The sequence below is a fragment of the Lysinibacillus sp. FSL P2-0066 genome (assembly GCF_037969495.1).
Lineage (GTDB): Bacteria > Bacillota > Bacilli > Bacillales_A > Planococcaceae > Lysinibacillus > Lysinibacillus boronitolerans.
In genome coordinates, this window is sequence record NZ_CP150202.1 from 3,978,126 (window position 1) to 4,001,170 (window position 23,045).

The 23,045-nt window shown below is 37.8% G+C and carries 21 protein-coding genes; 6 read left to right on the top strand and 15 right to left on the bottom strand.

What is annotated here, in order from left to right; genetic code table 11:
• Positions 1 to 94 precede the first annotated feature (94 nt).
• The 5 genes from MKZ14_RS19810 to MKZ14_RS19830 are packed head-to-tail and all read right to left on the bottom strand — an operon-like array spanning position 95 to position 3,974.
• Positions 95 to 775, bottom strand: a complete 681-nt coding sequence (locus MKZ14_RS19810; RefSeq protein WP_103118863.1) for an ABC transporter ATP-binding protein — start codon at positions 773 to 775, stop codon at positions 95 to 97.
• Positions 772 to 1,572 carry an ABC transporter permease subunit gene (locus tag MKZ14_RS19815; RefSeq protein ID WP_279496392.1) on the bottom strand — a complete coding sequence of 267 codons (801 nt, stop codon included), beginning with the start codon at positions 1,570 to 1,572 and terminating at the stop codon, positions 772 to 774. The genes MKZ14_RS19810 and MKZ14_RS19815 overlap by 4 nt, the downstream gene beginning before the upstream one ends.
• The gene (locus tag MKZ14_RS19820; RefSeq protein ID WP_233436264.1) at positions 1,572 to 2,024 is read right to left on the bottom strand and encodes a nitrous oxide reductase accessory protein NosL; all 453 of its coding nucleotides are present in this window, start codon (positions 2,022 to 2,024) and stop codon (positions 1,572 to 1,574) included. Before MKZ14_RS19820 ends, MKZ14_RS19815 begins: the two co-directional genes overlap by 1 nt.
• Entirely contained in the window at positions 2,021 to 3,292 is a 1,272-nt protein-coding gene (locus tag MKZ14_RS19825) for a NosD domain-containing protein (RefSeq protein WP_328025428.1), read from the bottom strand. The genes MKZ14_RS19820 and MKZ14_RS19825 overlap by 4 nt, the downstream gene beginning before the upstream one ends.
• A 58-nt stretch (positions 3,293 to 3,350) precedes the next feature.
• Positions 3,351 to 3,974, bottom strand: coding sequence for a hypothetical protein (locus MKZ14_RS19830; protein ID WP_339280374.1), 624 nt, complete (start codon positions 3,972 to 3,974; stop codon positions 3,351 to 3,353).
• Between the two features lie 329 nt (positions 3,975 to 4,303).
• On the opposite strand from MKZ14_RS19830, the gene MKZ14_RS19835 reads away from it, so the two are divergent.
• The gene (locus MKZ14_RS19835; RefSeq protein WP_339280375.1) at positions 4,304 to 5,872 is read left to right on the top strand and encodes an IS1182 family transposase; all 1,569 of its coding nucleotides are present in this window, start codon (positions 4,304 to 4,306) and stop codon (positions 5,870 to 5,872) included.
• Between the two features lie 102 nt (positions 5,873 to 5,974).
• Here MKZ14_RS19835 and MKZ14_RS19840 read toward each other — a convergent pair whose 3' ends face one another.
• From MKZ14_RS19840 to MKZ14_RS19850, 3 genes are all read right to left on the bottom strand, one after another.
• Positions 5,975 to 6,295: a hypothetical protein gene (locus MKZ14_RS19840; RefSeq protein WP_048395004.1), complete on the bottom strand. Its 321-nt coding sequence runs from the start codon at positions 6,293 to 6,295 to the stop codon at positions 5,975 to 5,977.
• A 159-nt stretch (positions 6,296 to 6,454) separates the two neighbouring features.
• Positions 6,455 to 7,279, bottom strand: coding sequence for an ammonia-dependent NAD(+) synthetase (nadE, locus tag MKZ14_RS19845; RefSeq protein ID WP_048395002.1), 825 nt, complete (start codon positions 7,277 to 7,279; stop codon positions 6,455 to 6,457).
• 18 nt (positions 7,280 to 7,297) lie between these two features.
• The gene (locus MKZ14_RS19850) at positions 7,298 to 8,758 is read right to left on the bottom strand and encodes a nicotinate phosphoribosyltransferase (protein ID WP_082148178.1); all 1,461 of its coding nucleotides are present in this window, start codon (positions 8,756 to 8,758) and stop codon (positions 7,298 to 7,300) included.
• Between the two features lie 312 nt (positions 8,759 to 9,070).
• On the opposite strand from MKZ14_RS19850, the gene MKZ14_RS19855 reads away from it, so the two are divergent.
• Positions 9,071 to 9,412, top strand: coding sequence for a P-II family nitrogen regulator (locus tag MKZ14_RS19855; RefSeq protein ID WP_016995352.1), 342 nt, complete (start codon positions 9,071 to 9,073; stop codon positions 9,410 to 9,412).
• Between the two features lie 14 nt (positions 9,413 to 9,426).
• Positions 9,427 to 10,725 carry an ammonium transporter gene (locus MKZ14_RS19860; RefSeq protein WP_131522325.1) on the top strand — a complete coding sequence of 433 codons (1,299 nt, stop codon included), beginning with the start codon at positions 9,427 to 9,429 and terminating at the stop codon, positions 10,723 to 10,725.
• 232 nt (positions 10,726 to 10,957) lie between these two features.
• Here MKZ14_RS19860 and MKZ14_RS19865 read toward each other — a convergent pair whose 3' ends face one another.
• A complete protein-coding gene (locus tag MKZ14_RS19865) occupies positions 10,958 to 11,458 on the bottom strand; it encodes a methylated-DNA--[protein]-cysteine S-methyltransferase (protein WP_312126812.1) in 501 nt (166 codons plus the stop codon).
• Between the two features lie 91 nt (positions 11,459 to 11,549).
• Between MKZ14_RS19865 and MKZ14_RS19870 the strand changes: the two genes are divergently transcribed.
• From MKZ14_RS19870 to MKZ14_RS19880, 3 genes are all read left to right on the top strand, one after another.
• Positions 11,550 to 12,281 carry a phosphate ABC transporter ATP-binding protein gene (locus tag MKZ14_RS19870; protein ID WP_312126810.1) on the top strand — a complete coding sequence of 244 codons (732 nt, stop codon included), beginning with the start codon at positions 11,550 to 11,552 and terminating at the stop codon, positions 12,279 to 12,281.
• Positions 12,278 to 13,030, top strand: a complete 753-nt coding sequence (gene fetB, locus MKZ14_RS19875; protein ID WP_333005906.1) for an iron export ABC transporter permease subunit FetB — start codon at positions 12,278 to 12,280, stop codon at positions 13,028 to 13,030. Before MKZ14_RS19870 ends, fetB begins: the two co-directional genes overlap by 4 nt.
• A gap of 74 nt (positions 13,031 to 13,104) precedes the next feature.
• Positions 13,105 to 14,079, top strand: coding sequence for a proline dehydrogenase (locus MKZ14_RS19880; RefSeq protein WP_036076039.1), 975 nt, complete (start codon positions 13,105 to 13,107; stop codon positions 14,077 to 14,079).
• Between the two features lie 42 nt (positions 14,080 to 14,121).
• Here the strand turns inward: MKZ14_RS19880 and MKZ14_RS19885 are convergent, their stop codons facing one another.
• The 6 genes from MKZ14_RS19885 to MKZ14_RS19910 all read right to left on the bottom strand — a co-directional run bounded on the left by MKZ14_RS19885 (position 14,122) and on the right by MKZ14_RS19910 (position 23,033).
• Positions 14,122 to 14,733 (bottom strand): response regulator transcription factor, encoded by a 612-nt coding sequence (locus tag MKZ14_RS19885; protein WP_016993691.1) that lies wholly within the window; start codon positions 14,731 to 14,733, stop codon positions 14,122 to 14,124.
• A 16-nt stretch (positions 14,734 to 14,749) separates the two neighbouring features.
• Entirely contained in the window at positions 14,750 to 15,757 is a 1,008-nt protein-coding gene (locus MKZ14_RS19890) for a sensor histidine kinase (RefSeq protein ID WP_333005916.1), read from the bottom strand.
• 271 nt (positions 15,758 to 16,028) lie between these two features.
• Positions 16,029 to 17,060, bottom strand: coding sequence for a fatty acid desaturase (locus MKZ14_RS19895; RefSeq protein WP_333005905.1), 1,032 nt, complete (start codon positions 17,058 to 17,060; stop codon positions 16,029 to 16,031).
• A 108-nt stretch (positions 17,061 to 17,168) separates the two neighbouring features.
• Complete coding sequence (locus MKZ14_RS19900) at positions 17,169 to 17,669, bottom strand: GNAT family N-acetyltransferase (protein WP_016993695.1); 501 nt, start codon at positions 17,667 to 17,669, stop codon at positions 17,169 to 17,171.
• 92 nt (positions 17,670 to 17,761) lie between these two features.
• A complete protein-coding gene (gene metH / locus MKZ14_RS19905) occupies positions 17,762 to 21,193 on the bottom strand; it encodes a methionine synthase (protein WP_333005904.1) in 3,432 nt (1,143 codons plus the stop codon).
• The gene (locus MKZ14_RS19910; RefSeq protein WP_333005903.1) at positions 21,186 to 23,033 is read right to left on the bottom strand and encodes a bifunctional homocysteine S-methyltransferase/methylenetetrahydrofolate reductase; all 1,848 of its coding nucleotides are present in this window, start codon (positions 23,031 to 23,033) and stop codon (positions 21,186 to 21,188) included. The genes metH and MKZ14_RS19910 overlap by 8 nt, the downstream gene beginning before the upstream one ends.
• Between the last annotated feature and the right edge of the window lie 12 nt (positions 23,034 to 23,045).

The window sequence follows — 23,045 nt, forward strand, 5'->3', positions numbered from 1 at the left end:
TTCTACTTCCTACGAACATTCATAAAAAAGGCTTGTTTGATAACATCCAAACAAGCCTAATCCTTATTATATAACGTCATTAACCATTAGAATGTTACAAATTCAATCTTTTTAACCATATTTCTTCTAAAGATGTAGAATTTTCTTGCAAGAAAATTTCAGATATCGCCCCAGAAATGATAATTTCACCTTCATGTAAAACTAATACATCATCTGCTATTTCTTCAGCAAAAGATAGCAAATGAGTAGAGAAGATAACGGTATTGCCTTTTTTCTTCTCCTCCAACATCATGTTTTTCAACTGTGCTATCCAAAAGGGATCTAGACCATTCGTTGGCTCATCTAAAATTAACAATGACCCGTTACCAAGTAAGCTCTGGGCTAGGTTTAGCCGTTGGAGCATCCCTTTGGAAAAGTGTTTAGCTCTTTGCTTCCGAACATCCCACAAGGAAACACGCTTCAGTACATTCTCTTGCTCATATTTATCTACTTGTTTTAAAGATGCCAACAGCTCTAATATTTCAGCTGCAGTTAGCATAGTTGGAAAGTTTACATCATCAGGCATAAAACGGATTGTTTGTGGTTGATGCCATATTATTTCACCAGATTGCTGTTTCTCTTGACCCGTTAACAAACGAATCAAAGTACTCTTTCCAGCCCCGTTTCCTCCAACCAATGCAAGAATTCGACCAGCTTGCAGCTGAAAGGAGGCTTCTTTTAATCCTCTATCATTTTCATAAACCTTAGCTACATTTTTTCCCTCTAACAGAATCATCGCCGCTCCCCCTCCTTTAACAGCTTCGTAGCAAGCATTAACGGTAGTACAATCCAGAGTATTGTTATTATTCCATACCCCACCTGACCAAGCGGTGATAAGTAAAACCTCGTTACATCATAAAAGGCTGGACCAAGCACACTAGCTTGATTACTAAATATAAAATAGCCGAAGCGCAGCCATTCTACTGGATTAATATGTATCGTTATGATGATGAGCTTTTGTAAAAGATGCCCTGAAACAACTGCACCTATCGCCATTAAAGCATAAGAAATGAGCAATAAAAGAAAGGACCATACTACAAGTGATAATGCAAGTGCAAATAATCTTGTTTTTGCAAATACCCCTAGCAAGATTCCTAAAGACACAAAGATAATAATACATAATAGCGTAAGAATAACTAAAACAATTGGTAACCGTACCCCACCTAGTAACCCACCTACGGTTAATACAAAACCAAATGCCACTACTATTACTAATAAAAACGCAAGTACCGTAGCTACATATTTGCCTGTAATATATTGCTTCCGCTTCATAGGGTATGTTTTTAATAACGATAACCAACCTGATTCTATATCACCAGCTATACTCATACTACCAATGGTGAGGATAAATAGCGGCAGCAGAAATAATAACACACTTAAAAATGATGCAGTTTGACGTGTAAAGCCTTCAATATCTGGTAAAGCCATTTGTTGAATGACGACTATGGCAACGAAAACAAACGTAAACAGAAAGGCTACTAGTTGCATCCATCGACTTCTTAAAATCTGCTTCAACTCTATTTTTACAAACATCACTCATGAATCCCCCAATTCAATGTCAGCAAATCACGATAGGCAAATAGTTGACCTTCTTCTTCATCATTCATCCATTCTTTGGCTTCGTCTTTTGTAGCAAATGCAATAACACCATAGTTCATCGGCGTCCAATAATTTTTGTTGTACACATAAATCGCTTTATAAACGTCAATCCATTCATTCGTTGCTTTATTTTTAATATAGGCTGCTCCCACTTCACCATCGCCATTTAGCTCAATGTAATCCATTAAGCATCCAATATCATCAAAAGTCTCATAGTCTCCATTTTTCAAAACAATTTGCCCTGCGTATTCATTATGAACAATACTCATATTACAAACTTTACAAACATCTGTTTCACTATTGATTTCACGTGGATGGTATGCTTTTTCACCACAGCCTCCTAAAATAACGCCACATATAATTACTATCATTATCCATCTAGTCACACTCGTATCCCCCTTTTCCAAAGCCATAAACTTCCCATAAACACGATAAAACCAATCACTAATTGTAAGATATTTAATGAAAACTCTATCTCTTTCATATTGCTCAGTAATTTTGGTTCATTATCTACCATTAGATTTCGTTCTGTTTTATTAATCTGTTGATCTAGTGACGTCAGGATAACAACGCTTGGTGATGCCACAAAAAATTGATAAACTGGTTGTCTCACCATCCATTGTCCAAAACTCGACACAGCCACATATGGAATATCTCCAAAACCATCACCTGTAACATCTAGCCCTGTATAATCATCATAAAAATTATGAATTAAACGTAATCCTCGATTGTCTGACCTTGCTGTTAATATATTGCCTGTAAACTGATTATTCATAATGATTGAACGCTCATCGACTTTTGTACCTTCTAATGCAGTTTGATTCATCTGAAAGCGATTTTCTTGTATTTGAATCACTGAACTCTTCTGCAACGCTACCCCTACACGATTATGTAGAAAGCTATTTTCTCTTACCATTGCCTCCTGTGTGTCATACATCATAAGTCCATAACTATTGAAGCCATTATGAGCACTAATTGTATTACTACTTATTTCTAAATTAGTAGTCATCATCACCATAAGACCTGTAACATTCTGTAAATATGTATTGAACAACACCTTCACATTGCTTGAATACATAAAATGTGTTCCATAACGGCTATTTGTTACCTTGTTTCGCTGTACATCTATTCGCGTCCCTTCTTCAACATATATACCATCCTGGACTTGTTCGATCGTATTTTGATCGATCACGACATCTTCACTTTTAAAAACCGCAATTCCATTTCCTTTTTCAGCAAAGTGAGATTCATTTCCAATGATCCTATTTTCTAAAATTCGAATATGCCTTGATTGTTGAAGATGTATACCAACTCGGATATCTTTTAGTTCTATAGCTCTTAGCTCTAAATTATCCGCCTCATTAGCAACAATTCCTTTATTTTTTGCTGTTATCCTTATATTTTCTATGGAAACATTCGATACATGTTCAATTTTTAATACAGGTTCATCATTTTGAGCATAAAGCTCAGTCCCTTTTTGTCCGTACAGTTTGATCGGTTTCTTCACCGTGAAATTCCCTTGGTAACGACCAGCAGGAATATGAATACTATCTCCAGCTTTTGCTTGATCGATAGCATATTGAATATCAAATTCTGCATACGCCGTTTGACTTGTCATGAGAAAAAATAAAAAGAACAACATGATTTGCTTCATTACTTTCCACCTCCTCATTCAGCAAGAAAAGACTAGAGGATTTCCCCTAGTCTATGATTTAATGACTGTGCCCTTCTTGATTCATCTCATTCGAATGCATAGAACTGGATGCATCTTTTTCATCCTCAGCCTTTTTTTGCATCATTTTCTTACGTCTCTCCAATGCATCATCTTTAATTTTTTGTAGTTCCTCCACATAAGCTTTCGAATTTTCTTGCATATATTTATCTGCTTCAGCCTTGTCCACGAAATAAATATAGCCCCAGTTCATCGGAGATTTCAGCTCTGTTTTTATAATTGTTACATCTTCAATCTTTGCCCAATCTTTCGACACAAAATCACGTACAAATTTTTCGTTTTTTTCTTCATTAGCAACCTCTGCATTTAATAAACAGCCAATATCGTCATAAAAAGCGATTGTTCCATCTTCTTTTATTGCCTGTGCTGAAAATACACCCATATCATGGTCTTTCATATAAACTTTCATATTACACATTTCACAAGTTGTCTCTTCTTCTGGCTCTTGTAACCGTGTATCTACTAATGAAGCAACTTGCACGGTTTCTGATTCATTTTTCGTAACTTCTTGCTCAATTTCCGTTTCTTCTACCTGTTTTTTTTCGCTACCACAAGCTGCAAGTACAAATAATAATATTAGTGCAGGTAACCATAATTTTTTCACAACTTTATCCTCCAAGTTTAGTTTTTTGTTGCCACCTCCTACATTACAGATTAGTTGTGAAATTAGTTAAAAATCACTGTGAAGAAACGGAAAAATTACCTTGAACATTCCATGAACATCTTCACTTCAAATATTTTGAATTTAGTACTTTCATTTACTTCCCCTCAAAAATAAAAGGGGCTGGGACAAAACCCATCTCTAAACTAAAAAGCCGGTGAAATTTTACGATCAGTAAAATTTCATCGGCTTTCAATTTTTTCATAAAAATAAGGACCACTTCTGATAAAATTAAGTCACCACAACCAAATTATACAGAAAGAAGGATCCTTATGTTTAAAGATTATAACATGAATCAATTAGTTTTGCCTTTAGATTTAGAAGTAAAATTACAAAAGAATGATATTGCCTTCCATGTCCATCATTTAGTCGAAAGTATCCCGCCTGAAGCGTTTGAACCATTCCTTCGAAATGAGGGCTGCCCTGCCTACCATCCACGCATGATGCTTAAAATTATCTTATGCGCCTACACGCAATCTGTCTTTTCTGGTCGTAAAATTGAAGCGCTTTTAAAAGACAGTATTCGGATGATGTGGCTAGCTCAAGGGCATGAACCAACCTACCGCACAATCAACCGATTCCGTGTCCAACCAGACGTAAAAGAGTTAATTCGTCAATGCTTCGTTCAATTCCGCTGCCAGTTGGTACAAGGGGGATTAATTAACCAGGAAGCTATTTTTATTGATGGAACAAAGATTGAAGCGAATGCGAACAAGTTTACATTCGTGTGGAAAAAGTCGATTGAAAAATATCATAACGGACTAATTGAAAAGTCAAACCAGCTATACGATGAGCTGCTTGAAAAAGAAATCATGCCAGAAATTGAACGGGAAAATGAAAATGAATTAGCATTGGAAGACCTCGCTCGAATGGTTGAAAAAGTAGATGAAGTGATTTCTGAATATGATCGAAAAATTGAGGATTCATCAGATGTAGCAGAGCGAAAGGCTTTAAGAACGGAACGGAAATTCCCAAAGCAAGCTCGGAAAAAATTAATCGACTATATTGAACGCAAACTAAAATATCAAAGAGACTTCGAAATCTTTGACGAACGAAATAGTTATTCGAAAACAGACCCGGATGCGACATTTATGCGTATGAAAGATGACTATATGAAAAATGGTCAATTGAAGGCAGGTTATAACATACAAGTGGCAACAGAAGGTCAGTATGCGCTTGCCTACAGCATTTTTCCGAACCCAACAGATACACGTACATTAATCCCATTTTTAGATGAAATCGAACAACGTTATTTTAAGTTACCCAAACACATTGTCGCAGATGCCGGATATGGCAGTGAACAAAATTATGATGATATCCTTTCGAATCGTAAGAGAGAAGCCTTAATCACGTACAATATGTATTTAAAAGAACAGAAGAAAAAGCATAGGCAAAACGAATTCAATACAGCGAACTGGGATTATGATAAAGAACATGATCGATACACTTGCCCAAACCAACAACAGCTTGTATTTAAATATCGTACCACGAAAACGGATCAATATGATTTCAAGCGTGAGTTTAAGATATACGAATGTGAAGACTGTTCCGGATGCCCTCTCCGTTCATCGTGTACAAAAGCAAAAGAAGGAAATAATCGTAAGATAATGGTGAATGAGAAGTGGGAAGAACAAAAAGAATATGTGCGAGCAAAGCTTTCAGAAGAAAAAACAAGTACCATTTATCGTCAACGTAAAATTGACGTGGAACCAGTTTTTGGATTCTTGAAGGCTAATTTGCGTTTCACCCGATTTTCTGTACGAGGAAAATCGAAGGTTGAAAACGAGATGGGCCTCGCATTAATGGCCGTGAATTTAAGAAAATTCACAGCCATTAGCTAAGATCTATAGGAAGACTACATAAAAATAGAGAAATCCGAATTTGAATTCATTCAAATTCGGATTTCTCACTAATTGAAGCTAGTTATGTCCCAGCCTCTTGGCTTATATGGAAGAACGGTAACTATTGAGACGCTTCTTTTGTTTGTTTAAACGACTGAGCTTTAATGCCGTCTCATTTAATTCACGGCGAATTTCCAAATCACTAGCGCTATCTATATGGATAGGTGTAATCGGTTGCTGCTGTTGTGAATTTACAGAAATAGTTGTTGAATTGTACGTCTTCTCTTTATTTTTTTGTAATCTATTCCGAAATTGCTTTTGTGGATTTTGCCCAAAGTTATGGCTGAGATCACCAGCATGTAAATACTGTTGTTCCTGCCGAAAAACACTACTTGTCGTTGCACTCACTCTAGAAGTCCTCATAAAAAGTTACCCTCCCCTACATTTTATTATCCTTATAGGTAATTATATCGACATTATATGCTGACAATTAACAACATAGAACCATAATACATAAAAAAAGAGCGAAAAGAGCTATTTTCAAAAGTGAAACCACTTTCTTTATAACCCTTTTCGCTCATCTTACTTCCAAAAATCATCAAATATTGTAATCGGCATATGACGTTTATGTTGGGAACGCAAATAATACCCTTCTAATCTTTGGCGAGGTTCTTCTGGAATTTCTTTCCCCTCTAAATAATCATCTATTTGATCATACGACACACCTAGCGCCACTTCGTCTGGCAATGAGGGACGATCTTCTTCTAAGTCTGCTGTAGGCACCTTTTTATAAAGATGCTCAGGGCATTGAAGTTCTGCTAACAATTGCTTTCCTTGTCGTTTATTTAAACGGAAGATTGGCATTAAGTCTGCTCCACCATCACCAAACTTTGTATAGAAGCCTGTAATAGCTTCCGCAGCATGATCTGTTCCTAATACAACCGCTCCATTCATTGCAGCAATTGAATATTGGACCTTCATACGCTCACGAGCCTTTTCATTCCCTTTCACAAAGTCATTCAGCTCAACCCCCGCATTTGTTAGAGCTCTCACACTAGCATCCACTGCGTCTTTTATATTTACTGTATAAACCTTCGTTGGCTTTATATAATCAATGGCATCTTGGCAATCCTGTTCATCAGCTTGTACGCCATATGGTAATCGTACAGCGAAAAACGAATACTTCATTTCTCCCTCTTCTGCATTTAATTCATCAATAGCCAACTGCGCTAGTTTTCCTGTTAATGTTGAATCTTGCCCACCAGAAATACCAAGAACAAAACCTTTTACAAAACTATAGCGTTTTGCATATTCCTTTAAAAAATCAATTGATTTACGTATTTCCCTCTGTACATCAATGTTAGGCAGTACGCGTAATTCCTCAATAATTTGTTGCTGTAAAGTCATTGCACCCGTCACTCCTTTTTACATTCGTTTAACCATCGCATGCACTTCTTCAATATTACGCATCTTATTATCCCAGCATTTTTGACTGAGATCGACCGGATATTCTTCAGGATTCATCGCACGCTTATATTCATCCCACAACAGCTCTAAATTCTCCGCCGCGTAATCACGCATTTCCTCTAATGTAGGGTTTTGATAATTGATCGCTCCATTTTTAATAACATGCTGATGTAAATTTTTTGCTTCAAAATTTGTGACAAACTTTGAGACAAACGTATGAATCGGATGGAACATTTTGATACGTTCCTCAGCTTGAGGATTTTCATCGTGCATTGTGATGTAGTCTCCTTCTGCCTTTCCATTCTTTTTATCGATAATACGATAGACATTTTTCAAGCCTGGCGTTGATACCTTTTCCGCATTAGCTGAGATTTTTATTGTATCTTCAAGTTGCCCTTCGCTATTCTCGATAGCCACCATTTTATATACTGCACCTAACGCAGGCTGGTCGTAAGCTGTAATAAGCTTTGTACCAATTCCCCAAACATCCACTTTTGCTCCTTGAGCTTTTAAATTTAAGATGGTGTATTCATCTAAATCGTTTGAGACAATGATTTTGGCATCATGGAAGCCTGCAGCATCCAACATACGACGAGCTTCTTTTGATAAGAAAGCAATATCGCCGCTATCTAAGCGTATGCCAATAAAATTAATTTTGTCTCCTAGCTCTTTAGCTACTTTAATTGCAGTTGGCACCCCTGATTTCAATGTATTATAAGTATCTACCAAAAACACACAATCGCGATGACGTTTTGCATAAGCATGGAATGCATCATAATCATTTTTATAAGCTTGCACTAATGCATGGGCATGTGTACCAGAGACAGGAATTTTAAAAAGTTTACCTGCTCGAACATTACTTGTGGAAGCAAAACCACCGATAAACGCGGCACGTGTTCCCCAAATAGCAGCATCCATCTCTTGTGCACGCCTTGTACCAAATTCCATTGCCACTTCATTTTTAATAATTTGCTTGATACGGCTAGCCTTTGTAGCAATTAATGTTTGATAGTTAACAATATTAAGTAAGGCTGTTTCAATTAGCTGCGCCTCTACTAATGGAGCTTCAATTCGGACGATTGGTTCATTAGCGAAAACAAGTTCCCCTTCTACCATGGAATACATTTCTCCAGTAAATCGGATGTTCTTTAAATACTGGATAAAGTCATCTTTATAACCTACTTCATCACGTAAATACGCAATATCCGATTCACTAAAATGAAAATCACGTAGATAATCAAGCATTCGCTCTAACCCAGCAAATATGGCATAGCCATTACCAAAAGGTAATTTTCTAAAATACAATTCAAAAACCGCTTTTTTATTATGTATGCCATCCGCCCAGTAGGATTCTGCCATATTGATTTGATATAAGTCTGTGTGTAGCGCTAAGCTATCATCTGCATAGTTTGATCTCAAAAGAAACCCCTTCTTCCGCTTTGATAATTAGTCCTAGTATACACTATATACCCAAATTCTTGCGTATTACATTCCCTCTTGTAGATGTTAGGTTTTCTAACATAAATAGTCAGAAAATTTAGAACTGTACACATTTTAGACACAAATTTTAGTACCGCTTTCATTCCCTATATAAAAACCTTTTTTCTAAAATACTTCGAGACTGGAAATATTCTATGTAAACTAACCTTACATAGAATTCAAAAAAACAATTGCACTGTTTTTAATACCGTTTTAACATGTAAATTAAATTTACGCAAGGAGCTGGTACTCATGAAAAAAATTGAAGCAATCATTCGTCCTGAAGTTTTTGGAGCTGTTCGGGATGGTCTTGCACAGGAAGGAATTGCAGGGTTAAGCGTTTCTGAAATCGCTGGTTGTGGTCGTCAGCTAGGTCGAACAGGACTCTTCCGCGGCAATACGTATGAAATTGAATTTTTACCTAAATTAAAATTAGAAATGATTGTAGACGATGGCAAAGTTGATGCCATTGTAGAGATTTTATTGCGTGAAGCAGCAACCGGTAAAGTTGGGGACGGCAAGATTTTCATTTATCCAGTAGAACAAGCAATTCGTATCCGAACAAAAGAAGTCGGATCGATTGCAGTAGAATAAAGGGGGCGATATAGATGGATGAAGTACTATTATCTGTTAATTTAATTTGGGTGATGCTTGGCACTATTTTAGTATTCTTTATGCATGCAGGTTTTGCTATGGTTGAGGCTGGATTTACCCGCTCAAAAAATGCAGTCAATATCATCATGAAGAATTTTCTTACCATTTCTCTTGGTGGAATCGTCTATTTTTTATGTGGCTATGCCATTATGTTCGGAGACTCAGTAGGTGGCATTTTCGGCACAAGTGGCTTTGCTTTAAAAGGAGTAGATGATCTTTCTTTCTTTATCTTCCAAACGATGTTTGCTGCAACTGGAGCAACTATTTTATCGGGGGCTGTTGCAGAACGTACTAATATTTTCGCTTATGTTGGAGTTATTATACTTATGTCTTTAGTTGTTTATCCTGTAGTAGGCCACTGGGTTTGGAGTGGTCAAGGTTGGTTAACAGATTTAGGTTTTGTTGATTTTGCTGGCTCGACAGTTGTCCACTTAACAGGGGCTGTTGCAGCATTTGTGGCAGCAGTTATGGTTGGACCTCGACTAGGCAAATATGAAAATGGACGAGTAAATGTTATTACAGGACACAGCATTCCATTAGGTGCATTAGGCGTATTTTTACTTTGGTTTGGTTGGTTCGGCTTCAATGGCGCTTCTACATTAGCAGCTGATCCAGAGCTAGTTCCTAGTGTTATTGCTAATACTTTTTTTGCAGCTGCAGCTGGTGTCGTTGCCACTGCTTTCTATACAAAATTTCGATACGGACATATCGATGGCTCTCTTACATTAAATGGTGCATTAGCTGGGCTTGTAGGGATTACTGCTGGTGCAGCGAATGTCAGCATTTTTGGCTCACTTATCATTGGTTTAATTGCTGCCCCTTTACTTGTGGAAGGTGTACGCTTCCTAGAGTGGAAGTTAAAAGTTGATGATCCTGTTGGAGCAATTGCTGTTCATGGTATTTGTGGTATTTGGGGAACACTGGCAGTTGGACTATTTGATATTGGTGGGCAAGGCTTATTTTATGGTGGGGGTTTTGGTCTATTAGGTATTCAAGCAATCGGCGTTATTGCAACTATTGCTTGGGTTAGTGTATCTGTTGCAGCAGGTTTATTGATCATCAAAGCATTTGTCCCATTACGCGTAACGGCTGAAGAAGAAATTGCTGGGTTAGATGTAATGGAACACGGAACGCCTGCGTACGAATACCAAGATATTTTCAAAAGCTCTGCTGTACGAGGCGAAACCTTCGCACATCGTTTAACACATTTCGGTAAAGCACAGAACAATGTTCAAGAAGAACAACATGTATAGCTAGTAGAAACATCTGCTCCTTTATCTCTGGATAATGGGGCAGATTTCTTTTGGCACTTTCCTACATTGGAAACCGTTCATTTACAGAAAAGGTAGGAGAGTTGGTATAAAGTGATCAAACCTCTAGAATCGATCATTTTTCAGCTAAGCGCTCTTTTCTTTGTTAGAACCGCTTTGTTTCTTTAATTTACAACTAATTACCATTTACAATAAATTACTTCGCTTCAATTAATTATTCCTGCTCTAGCTCAAGTAAAAATTGTTTCATAGCTAAGCCACTTCTGAAGCCTGTTAATTGACCATTTTTGCCAATGACGCGATGACATGGAATAATCGCTAGAATTGGGTTCGCTCCTATAGCAGTCCCTACCGCTCTAACTGCTTTGGGGTTACCAATGCGTTGAGCAATATTCCCATAAGTTGTTGTTGTCCCATAGGGTAATTCTTTTAATGCATCCCACACTGCTAATTGAAATGCTGTCCCTTTTACATGGATTGGAAGGTCAAATTCAATAAGTTCCTTCTTAAAATAGGCTGTTAATTGCTCTTTATATGGTAGTAATTTTTCCGAATTCTCTTCAAAACAATATCCTTTGAATGGTTTTTTAGCCCACTCCTTCACTTCATCGAATGCTGCATTTGGTGTTCCTATATAAACAAGTCCTTCGTCTGAAGCCACAACATACATATCACCTTGTGCATATGTCAAAGTATCGAAATACAATATTTCCATTTCCAAATTCCCTTCTTTCTTTTTTCAACACCATCTTCCATCATTTCATGCTACAGTTATTTTACTGACTAAAGCAAAGGAGTTTCAATAGATGAATATGTTATATGAGCCTGCGATTCACTTTCAACAAGTTCATTTTTCAGTAAATGACAAAATGATATTAAAGTCAATTACTGGGTCATTTCCAAAAGGACAAATTACGACTCTCGTTGGCCCCTCTGGCGCAGGTAAAACAACGTTACTTAAATTATGTAATGGCCTTCTTTCACCATCAAACGGGCATATACTCGTTGATAATCAACCTATTTCTACATATGATCCAACAGCTTTAAGAAGGCATGTTGGTATTGCTTTACAGGCAGCTCCTATGATAGCAGGTACAGTGTTAGAGAATCTTGCACTTCCCCGTACACTGCAAGGACAAAAACTTTCGGATCGGGAGGCTATTCAATATTTAGAGGACGTTGGGTTAAACGAAAGCTTCTTGCATCAATCTACAAGTGATCTATCAGGCGGACAACTTCAAAAGGTATCCATCGCTCGAACACTTATCAATCAATCCTCTATTTTACTATTAGACGAAATAACGTCAGCCTTGGATCGTCAATCCGTACAGGATATTGAAAAATTGATTGTCACCATTAACAAAAAATACAATGTCACCATGATTTGGATTACTCATAATTTACAACAAGCATTAACGATTGGTCACTATACATGGGTTATGATGAATGGGGAGCTCGTGGAAACTGGTAAAAGCTCTTTACTCAATGCACCAACAAATCCACGTGTTGCCGAGTTTGTACAGGGGGTAAACAAATGACCTATACAGCCTTATCACTGACATTAATTTTTGTTTGTATTCCGTTACTCTTATCCAAAATATTAAAGTTAGACCTTGAAAAAGATACGCTCATCGCAACATTACGCTCCATCATTCAATTGCTTGCTGTTGGCTATATATTAAAATTTGTCTTTGACGCAAATAGTTATAGCTATATTTTCCTCATGGTAGCATTAATGATTATCGTTGCCACGTTAAATGCCCGAAAAAAAGGAGCAGGCATAAGAGGAATAACCTGGAAAATAGCGCTAACTCTTGTCATAATAGAAATAATTACACAAAGTGTCTTGCTAGGCTTTCATATTGTTCCAGCAACTGCTCAATATATCATTCCCATTAGCGGGATGTTAATCGGTAATTCAATGGTGCTATCCATTTTATTCTTAAATCGTTTTACGGCTGAAATTATTAACCATAAGGACCAGATGGAACTAATACTATCCCTAGGTGGCACACCAAAACAGGCTATTCATCGCCAATTAATTAATGCTATAAAAGCTAGTATGATTCCTACTATCGAGAGTCAAAAGACAATTGGACTAGTACAGCTACCAGGTATGATGAGTGGTCAAATTATCGGAGGAGCTGACCCTATTCAGGCAGTCCAATTTCAACTTTTAATTATCTTTGCTCTCCTAACAACTGCAACATTATCCAGTGTTATGATTGGTTTTTTAAGTTATCCTGCGTTATTTAATGAACGTATGCAAATACTTGAAATGAAATAATTGTTAGGCTGAATGTAATATAGTTTAAAAAATTTATGTTATACTAAAAAGAAAATGCAGTTAGGAGAATGACCATGTTATTACGCGATTTTTTCATCCATTTATCTGAGAACCAACTATTAAATAGTGCTGCAAAGAAATATGGCCTAAAATTAGGAGCACAAAGTGTAGTAGCTGGTACAAATATCGAAGAAACAATTGCAAGCATCAAAGAGCTAAATGCACATAATATTTCTTGTACTGTAGATAACCTAGGTGAATTTGTTTCAAGTAAAGAAGAAGCGACTGCTGCTAAAGAAAAAATCCTTACTGTGATCGAAGCTATTCACGAAAATGGTGTAGCTGCACATATTTCATTAAAACCATCTCAATTAGGTTTAGATATTGATGTTGATTTTTGTTATGACAATCTGTATGAAATTGTAGAAAAAGCCGCTTCATATGATATCTTTGTAAACTTTGATATGGAAGACTATGGACGCCTACAAACTTCCTTTGATATGGTGGAAGAACTATCTAAAACATTTGATAATGTTGGTACTGTCATCCAATCATACTTTTACCGCGCAAAAGATGATATTGAAAAATTCAAGGACTACCGTTTACGTATCGTAAAAGGTGCTTATAAAGAGCCAGTTGAAGTAGCCTATCAAGACAAATTAGATATTGATTTAAACTTTATTGAGTTGATTGAATATCACCTACTAAACGGTAAATTTACATCAATCGCAACACATGATCACAATATCATTGCACATGTAAAACGCTTTGTAGCTGATCATAATATCCCACTTGATAAATTTGAATTCCAAATGCTATATGGTTTCCGTACAGATATGCAAAAAGAGCTTGCAAAAGAGGGCTATAACTTCTGTGTGTACGTTCCATTCGGTGAAGATTGGTACGGCTATTTCATGCGCCGTTTAGCTGAGCGTCCTCAAAACCTTAATCTTGTCACAAAACAAGTATTTACGAAAAAAACGAATACTGTTCTTGCAGTAGCAGCAGGTGCATTCGTTCTTGGTCGTTTAACTAAACGTAACAAGTAAAAAAGAGAACCTTTTCGCTTATGATGCGATAAGGTTCTCTTTTTATTTATTCCATCCTTTTTCTTTAAAGCGTGCAATGGCCTCAATTCGATTGCCAACGTTCAGTTTTTCTAAGATCGTTGAAATATAGTTACGAACCGTGCCAGCAGACAAAAACAGCTCTGCAGCAATTTCCTTTGTCGTCTTACCCTCTGCCACAAGTGTCAGTACTTGGCTCTCTCGCTCCGTTAAAGGATTTTCACTATCATCTTCATAGACAAAATCTACGAGCTCTGGTGCATAAATACGTTTACCATCCATTATTGTACGGATTGCGCTCACTAACTCCTCTATAGGGCTATCCTTTAATAAATAGCCTCTGACACTCGCTTTTCTAGCACGTTCGAAATAACCCGGTCTAGCAAATGTAGTTAAAATAATGACTTTACAATCTGAACCAGTACTATGCATTTCCTCTGCTGCGTCTAGTCCAGTTTTCACTGGCATTTCAATATCCATAATACAAATATCAGGTTGATGCTCTTCCACAAGCATCAATGCTTCCTCACCATTTTTTGCTAAGCCAACAACCTCCATATCCTCCTCCATACTAAGTAAAGAGCGAAGTGCGCCTAATAGCATCCCCTGATCTTCAGCAATCACAATTCGTATCATGTCACAATCCTCTTTTCTATATGTTCTTCAGATTGTCTTTGACATTCTGATGCGTAATAGCTACTGGGATAGTTACCGTTAATGTGGTACCCTCAACACTTTCAATTTTAAAGGACCCATTAATAAACTCTAAACGTTCCCGCATTCCCTTCAAACCATTACCAGTCCTCCAAGCTTGTTTTTTCGTAATACCTTGTCCGTTATCTCGTACGACTAAGTAAACTTCTTTAAAATTTTGATGGAAAGCAATTTCACATTTTGACGCTCCGCTATGTTTGACAACATTATTAACCGCCTCTTTTAAGCACATAGATAGAACATTCTCTACAAGTGGTGGAACTTGCAATGCATTTTTATCACCCTCAAAGACAAACTCCATTTCAGCCGCCTTTAGTATTTGTGAAATACGCATTAACTCATCTTCGAATTTTGCCGTGCGCATATCTGAAACTAATTCTCGAACCTCTTTTAAGGCAATACTAGCTGTCTGACGTATATCCTTAATCTCAATCAAGGCTTGCTGGGGATCTCGTTCAATCAGCCTAGAAGCTAGATCACTCTTCAAACCAATCATGGACAATTTTTGTCCTAATGTATCATGCAAATCTCGAGCTATTCTTTGTCGTTCCTCAAAAACAATTAACTCAGCAATACGTTCATTGGCTGTTTCTAATTGTCCCTCTAAATTTTCACGTTTATTTTTGGAATAAAGCGTTAGCGGTAAAAGGACGACAGCTAAAATAGTTAATACAACGAAAGGCAATTGTGATAAAAATAGGTTAAGCTCCACAAAGAATCCAGCCCCAGTTGAAATAACTGTAAACCCAATATGTAGACCGTACATAATATAAAAGCCGACGGGTCTTCGGATATTCCCAATAAAAAATGCTGTGAAAATGGACAAATAGACATAGCCATATAATATAGTCATAATGATGTTTATGACCATTTCAAAGCTAATCCACATATAAACTAAACCGCTTTTCGAATTCATGGCAAATCGATAGAAGATAAAATAGAGCATTAAAAACGTAATGCCTATCGATATTTCGATATAAGATGATTTCCTAAAAATGAAGAAAAACGGTAGGAAACAAAAAATTATCCATAAATATACACTGAGCATCGGACTATTCGGAATAATACTATGCCATTTCCTCAATATAATCTCACGCTCTTTCCTGCTTTTCCCTTATTATAACAAGAAAATTAAATTTATGCCTGTACATACTTTGACTAAGACTCTTCCCTTTACATAAAACAGCCATCTCTCTTGTAGAGATGGCTGTTATCAACTAAGCGGCAATACTGCCTCTTGCTTTACGCTTTATAATTTCATTTACCTCTTTAAACGTCACAAATTTACCTTGATCCTCATCATATAACTTGTAACGTAGTGATTCTAAACTCGTACGTAAAGTAATTGTTGTTGCCATGTGTAATGGCGGTGTTTCATTGTGTGCCTTTTCAAGATTATAGTTAGGTACACGAGGAGCTAAATGGTGGACATGATGGAAACCAATATTCCCTGTTGCCCATTGTAAAATTTTTGGCAATTTATAATACGAGCTACCTTCTACTGCGGCTTTCACATAATCCCACTCTGAATCATGCTCAAAGTAAGAATCTTCATACGTGTGCTGAATGTAAAATAACCAAATGCCTAAAGAACCTGCAATAAATAAAGTAACGCCTTGTACTAATAAAAACGCTTGCCAGCCCATGAAGAAAATTAAAGCTGCACAAATTCCCACAATGACAATATTTGTCAAAACTGTATTGAGACGTTCCTTCTTCTTCGCATCCTTACGATTAAAACGATTTAAAACAAGTACCATATATAGTGGTCCTAAACCAAACATCACAAATGGATTACGATAAAAGCGATACCATAAACGTTGGCCTTTTGAGGCTTGCATATATTCTTCCACTGTCATCATATCAATATCACCAATACCACGCTTGTCTAAGTTTGAGCTTGTTGCATGGTGAATTGTATGCTCACGTTTCCATTTTTCGTAGGGGAAAGATGTTAGCACCCCAGTAAAAAATCCAACCCAGTCGTTTGCCTTTTTACTTTTGAAAAATGACCCGTGTGTACAATCGTGAAAAATAATAAAAGTTCGTACGACAAAACCTGCTGAAATAGCACTTAAGCCAACTGTTAGCCAAGGTGAGACATCCACTAACAAGTAACCAGCCACCCATAATGCAATTAACGGTACAATTGTATTTATAATCTGAAAAACACTTTTACGCGTATCCGATTTAGCAAATGGCGCTACATCTTGACGTAACTTTTTCGTTTTTTCTTTAATTGTTGCCATCTTCTACTCCCTCGTTTCCTTTTCCTTATGAGCTCATCATAAAACAAGAGTACAAGTCAGTAACAGACGCAAACATCACAAAAAGGATATGACATTTGTCATATCCTTTTATGATTTGGGTCCAGTCAAATGAAGTTGGTAGAACACCAGGTCTAGCCATTGTTCAAATTTATAGCCTGCATTTTTGATTGTGCCTGCATATTCAAAGCCTAATTTTTCATGTGCTTTAATACTACCAATGTTTTCTCCATCAATACCCGCGACAAGCGTTTTCACACCATTTTCTTCAGCAATCGCGATCAACTTGTGCATGAGCTTTGTCGCAATCCCTTTTTGATAATGCTCTTTATGCACATAGACAGAGTGCTCCATTGTAAATTTATAACCTGGATAAGGACGAAATTGACTATAGCTAGCAAAGCCAGCGACAAGCCCATTATCCTCAAATACAAGCAAAGGATTACCTAATGCTTGTTGCTCCTTAAACCACTGTACTTTTTCATCTAAAGTTTGTATATCGTATCGATAGACAGCCTTGCTTGTTAAAATAATATCATTATAGATGTCCAAAACCCCAGGTATATCTTTCTCTTCCATAAATCGTATCATTCTGCTCACTTCCCTTAACCAAATCATTATCATCTACAATGAAACAGAGATAGATAGTCATTAAATGAACTATCTATCTCTTATTTTATGCCTTAAACATTGAAGTAGCGAGCATCAGGATGAGCAAAAACGATTGCAGATACAGATGCTTCTGGCTCCATCATAAAGCCTTCTGTAAGATGGACGCCAATATCCTCAGGTTTTAACAAGCCGAATAGTTTTTCTTGATCCTCCAAGTTAGGACATGCAGGATATCCGAATGAAAAGCGTTGACCCTGATATTTTGCAGCAAAACGATCTCTCATAGTGAAATCTGTTGCATCAGGGAAGCCCCATTGGTCACGAATTTCCTGATGCATACGTTCAGCAAAGCCCTCTGCTAATTCTAAAGCAGTCGATTGCAAGGCATGACTTTCAAGGAATTTCCCATCCTCTTTTAACTGGTGAGCTGTAGCCATTACTCCTTGACCTGCTGTTACAACCATAAGCGCAATATAGTCCATTTCACCGCTCTCTACCGTTTTTAAGAAATCTGCAAGACATAAAAATGGTTCAACCTGCTGACGAGGGAAGGTAAAACGTTCAATTTCCGTCTTACTATCAGCAGGATCATACACAACGACATCATCACCATCTGCTTGAGCAGGGAAAAATTGATACAAACCTGATGGCTTTAATAGATCACTTTTCAAATAATCATCTACTAAATCCTTTAGCTCTGTCGCTCTTGAATCACCCGCATCAAGCAATTGCTGAACCTGCCCTTTCAAGCCTAAATGGTGTCCCAATAAAGTACGCATATTAACATAAGGATATAAATGCGATACAGAATAGTCTTTTTTCACATGACGTCGTAAATCAGCTGGTAAAAATACAGGCGCTCCCTTTACTGTTCGTGCAGGCTTTATTGTTACCTCTTTTGCAGGACGAGCAGCTCGTTTTTCATCGGCCTCTAAACGTTTTTGACGGGATTCTTCAATTTCTGCTAAGAATTTTTCACGAGTCCCTTCACCCATTAATAAATTCGCTTGCTCTAAGCCTTGCATAGCATCCTTTGCATAAATAACAGGACCGCCATATTCATCTGCAATTTTTGTTTCAGTAAAACGACGAGAAAGTGCAGCCCCACCAACTAAAATAGGTACATCAATCCCCGCCTCTTTAAAATCCTGAGCAGTAATAACCATCTGTTGCGCTGATTTCACGAGTAAACCAGATAGCCCAATAAAATCTGGTTTTTCCTTACGAATCGCTTCAATCAATTGAGCAGGAGTTACTTTAATGCCCAAATCGACAACCTTATAGCCATTATTACTTAATATAATATCAACAAGGTTTTTCCCAATATCGTGAACATCACCTTTTACCGTAGCAAGGACCATTTTCCCTTTTCCAGCACTCTCTTCATCCTTCTCCATGAATTGCTCTAAATGAGCAACAGCGGCCTTCATCACACCTGCTGATTGTAAAACCTCTGCTACAATGAGTTGATTATCATTAAATAATCGACCTACCTCAGCCATGCCCTCCATTAAAGGACCATTAATTATATCAAGCGGCGCCTCGAAGATTTCCCGTGCAGCATCTAAATCCTCAATTAGCCCTTCTTTTGTACCTTCTAATATATAGTAAGCTAAACGACCTTCAACCGTTTTTGGAATATCGGCTTCCGTTTTTTCCTTCTTTTTATCACGATAAAAATCTGTAAACACTGCTAATGTTTCATCATTTGTATTAAAGAGCAGGTCATTTGCGAGTTTAATTTCCTCTTCCGGTATGGATGCGTAACGCTCCAATTTCTCTGTATTAACAATGGCATAATCTAAGCCTGCCTGTGTACAATGATAGAGATAGACAGCATTCAGTACTTCACGGCCAACTGGTGGTAAGCCAAATGAAATATTACTTACGCCAAGTACCGTCAATGTCTGCGGCAATTTTTCTTTGATGAGTCGAATGCCTTCAATCGTTTCCAAAGCTGAACCAATATACTGCTCATCACCCGTTCCTACAGGGAACATTAATGGGTCGAAAATGATATCCTCTGGTGCAATTCCCCATTTCTCCGTTAAAAGTTGATAGGAGCGTTCGGCAATTTCAAGCTTTCGATGACGGTCAACCGCCATTCCCTTTTCATCTATCGTTCCAACAACTAATGATGCACCATATTTTTTCACAAGTGGTAATACTGCATCAAATCGTTCTTCACCATCCTCTAGATTAATAGAGTTAATGATGGCTTTCCCTTGGGAAAACTTTAATGCTTCCTCAATTACTTTTTCATCAGTTGAGTCAATCACAAGAGGCACCTTAACCTTTTTTACAACCTCCTGCATAAATCCACGTATATCGGCTAATTCATCACGATCAGGGTTGGCTAAACAAATATCGATAACATGTGCACCATTTTTAACTTGAGCACGTGCAATCTCTGCGGCCTCCTCAAACTTTCCATCAATGATTAAATTCTTAAATTTACGAGAGCCGATAACATTTGTTCTCTCCCCAATAAATAACGGACGCATAGAATCGTCATACAATAACGGTTCGATTCCTGATACCGCATGACCATGTGTTTTTTCTGGAACTCGACGAGGTTTTTCATCTTTTAAGACCTCACGAATGGCTGCAATATGAGCGGGTGTCGTCCCACAACATCCACCTACAATATTAAGCCAACCCTTTTCTGCAAAACCTTTTAATTTTTGTGATAGCGATTCTGGGGATTCATGATAACACCCTTCTTCATCTGGTAAGCCAGCATTCGGGTAACAGCTAATATAGCCTGTTGAAAGCTCTGCTAATGAACGAATGTGATCCGTCATAAACTCAGGTCCTGTCGCACAGTTTAGGCCAACAGATAATGGTTTAATATGCTCGATCGAAATATAAAAGGCATCGATCGTTTGCCCTGCAAGCGTTGTACCCATCGGCTCTATTGTTCCTGAAATCATGACGGGTAGTTCTTTTCCCGTTGATGCAAAAGCACGCTTTACGCCAAGTGTGCCTGCTTTGACATTGAGCATATCCTGACTTGTTTCTAATAACAGAACGTCGGCTCCTGCCTCAATTAATGCCTTTGCCTGTACATAGAAATTTTCCTCTAGCTCATCAAATGTAATACCACCAGTTACTGATAACGTTTTTGTTGTTGGCCCCATAGCCCCTGCAACAAAACGTGGCCAATCCGATGTTGAATAACGATCCACTGCTTGACGAGCAATTTCCACTGCACGCTTGTTAATTTCTTCGGCTTTTGCGCCAAGATCATATTCATTTAACACTAGAGGCGTCCCACCAAATGTATTAGTACAAATAATATCTGCGCCTGCCTCTAAGTATTTATGATGAATTTTTTCAATGACATCTGGTCTAGTAAGCACAAGATTTTCATTACAGCCATCTAGCTCCTCACCACCAAAATCTTCTGCTGATAAATTTTCGTTTTGTAGCATTGTTCCCATTGCGCCATCAAGAATTAAAATACGTTTCTCTAGTTGCTCTTCAATCGAGTGCTTAGCCATGTATACTTACTCCTTTTTTCTGTTCATCCAATTGCTCTATATATTTCATCAACTCTAGTGTCACATCGTAACGTAAAAATGGTGTAATAAGGTATATACCATTGAAGTATTGCGCAGCCACTTCAACTAATTCTTTAGCAATGGCAATTCCTTCCAATTTCGCTCGTTCCTTGTCTTCTCCACATACTTTCATTCTTGCCAAGGCATCTTCGGATAATTTGATACCTGGCACTTCATGATGTAAAAATTCAGCACTTTTATAACTCGTAACAGGCATAATGCCGATGTAAATAGGAGCTTGTAAATGCTTTGTTGCCTCATAAATTTCTACAATTTTTTCTTTCGTATACACTGGTTGAGAAATGAAGTAGTCTGCCCCATGCTCAATTTTCTTCTCTAAACGTGTCACAGCACGTTCTAACACACGGACGTTTGGATTAAATGCAGCAGCAACTGAAAAATTTGCTTTTTTACGAAGTGGTTTACCTGAGAAGGAAACCCCTTCATTTAACTGCTTAATTAATTGGATCAGCTCCATCGAAGATACATCATAAACACTTGTCGCACCTGGGAAGTCTCCCACTTTCGTTGGATCACCCGTAACAGCCAACACATCATGAATACCTAAAGCATTTAGACCCATTAAATGCGATTGAAGACCAATTAAGTTACGGTCTCGACATGTAATATGTGTTAGTGGGCGTACACCATGTGTACTCTTCAACAATGCTCCCATTGCAATATTGCTAATCCGTGGTGAGGCCAGTGAATTGTCTGCCATCATGACTACATCTGCACCTGCATCATACAATTGCTTTGCTCCTTCAAGGAATCCATCAATCTCTAAATGTCTAGGCGTATCCAACTCTACTATGACAGAGCGTTCACGTTTTACTTTTTCATGAAGAGGCTCATACTTTGGTGGCTCCGCTTCACGTACAATCTCAATCTTTTCAGGTTTCGCATGCTTCTCCTGAACCGGTGATAACTCTTCTAAATACTTCTTTGCTGCTGCAATATGTTTGGGTGTAGTACCACAGCAGCCCCCGATTAAACGTACACCTTGGTCACGTAATTCAACAGCTGCTCGACCAAAATAATCAGCTTCTGACTCATAAACGACACGTCCATCCTCTAAGTCAAGAAGTGACGCATTCGGATAGGCAGACATGAATGCCTTATTAGGAAGTTCTACACCTTCAAATGCTAGAATTGTATGGTGAGGACCTAGTCGACAATTGACGCCAACAATATCTGCACCGAGGGCTTCAAGCTCATGGAGAGCATTATTTAAAGACATCCCATTTTGTAAAACACCAGGCTCATGCATAGAAACTTGTGCAATAATTGGCAAATTTGTTTTTTCTCGTAGCATCTTTAAGGTTGCTGATAATTCTTCAAAATCATAATAGGTTTCGAGTAAAAGACCATCTGGATTCCCTGCCAGTAAGACACTTGCTTGTTCTTCAATAGTCGCTAATATTTCATCCAAGGTTGCATCACTTTTACGAATTCCCCGAATACCTCCAATTGTTCCTAAGACAAATTGACCGCCATCTGCCGCTGCTCGTTTTGCAATGGTAATAGCTGCTTCATTAAACTGTTGGACACGTGATTCTAATCCATAGCGAGCTAATTTGATGGCATTTGCACCGTACGTATTCGTTTGAATGATGTCAGCACCAGCCGCAATATATTCTCTATGAATCTTCTCAATTAACTCGGGTCTCTGAACATTCATTTCCTCATGGCAATACTCCAATCCATAGCCATATAGCACTGTGCCTATTGCACCGTCCGCTGTCAATACATGCGTTTTTAACTTTTCAAGCAATCCCATAAAACTAGCCTC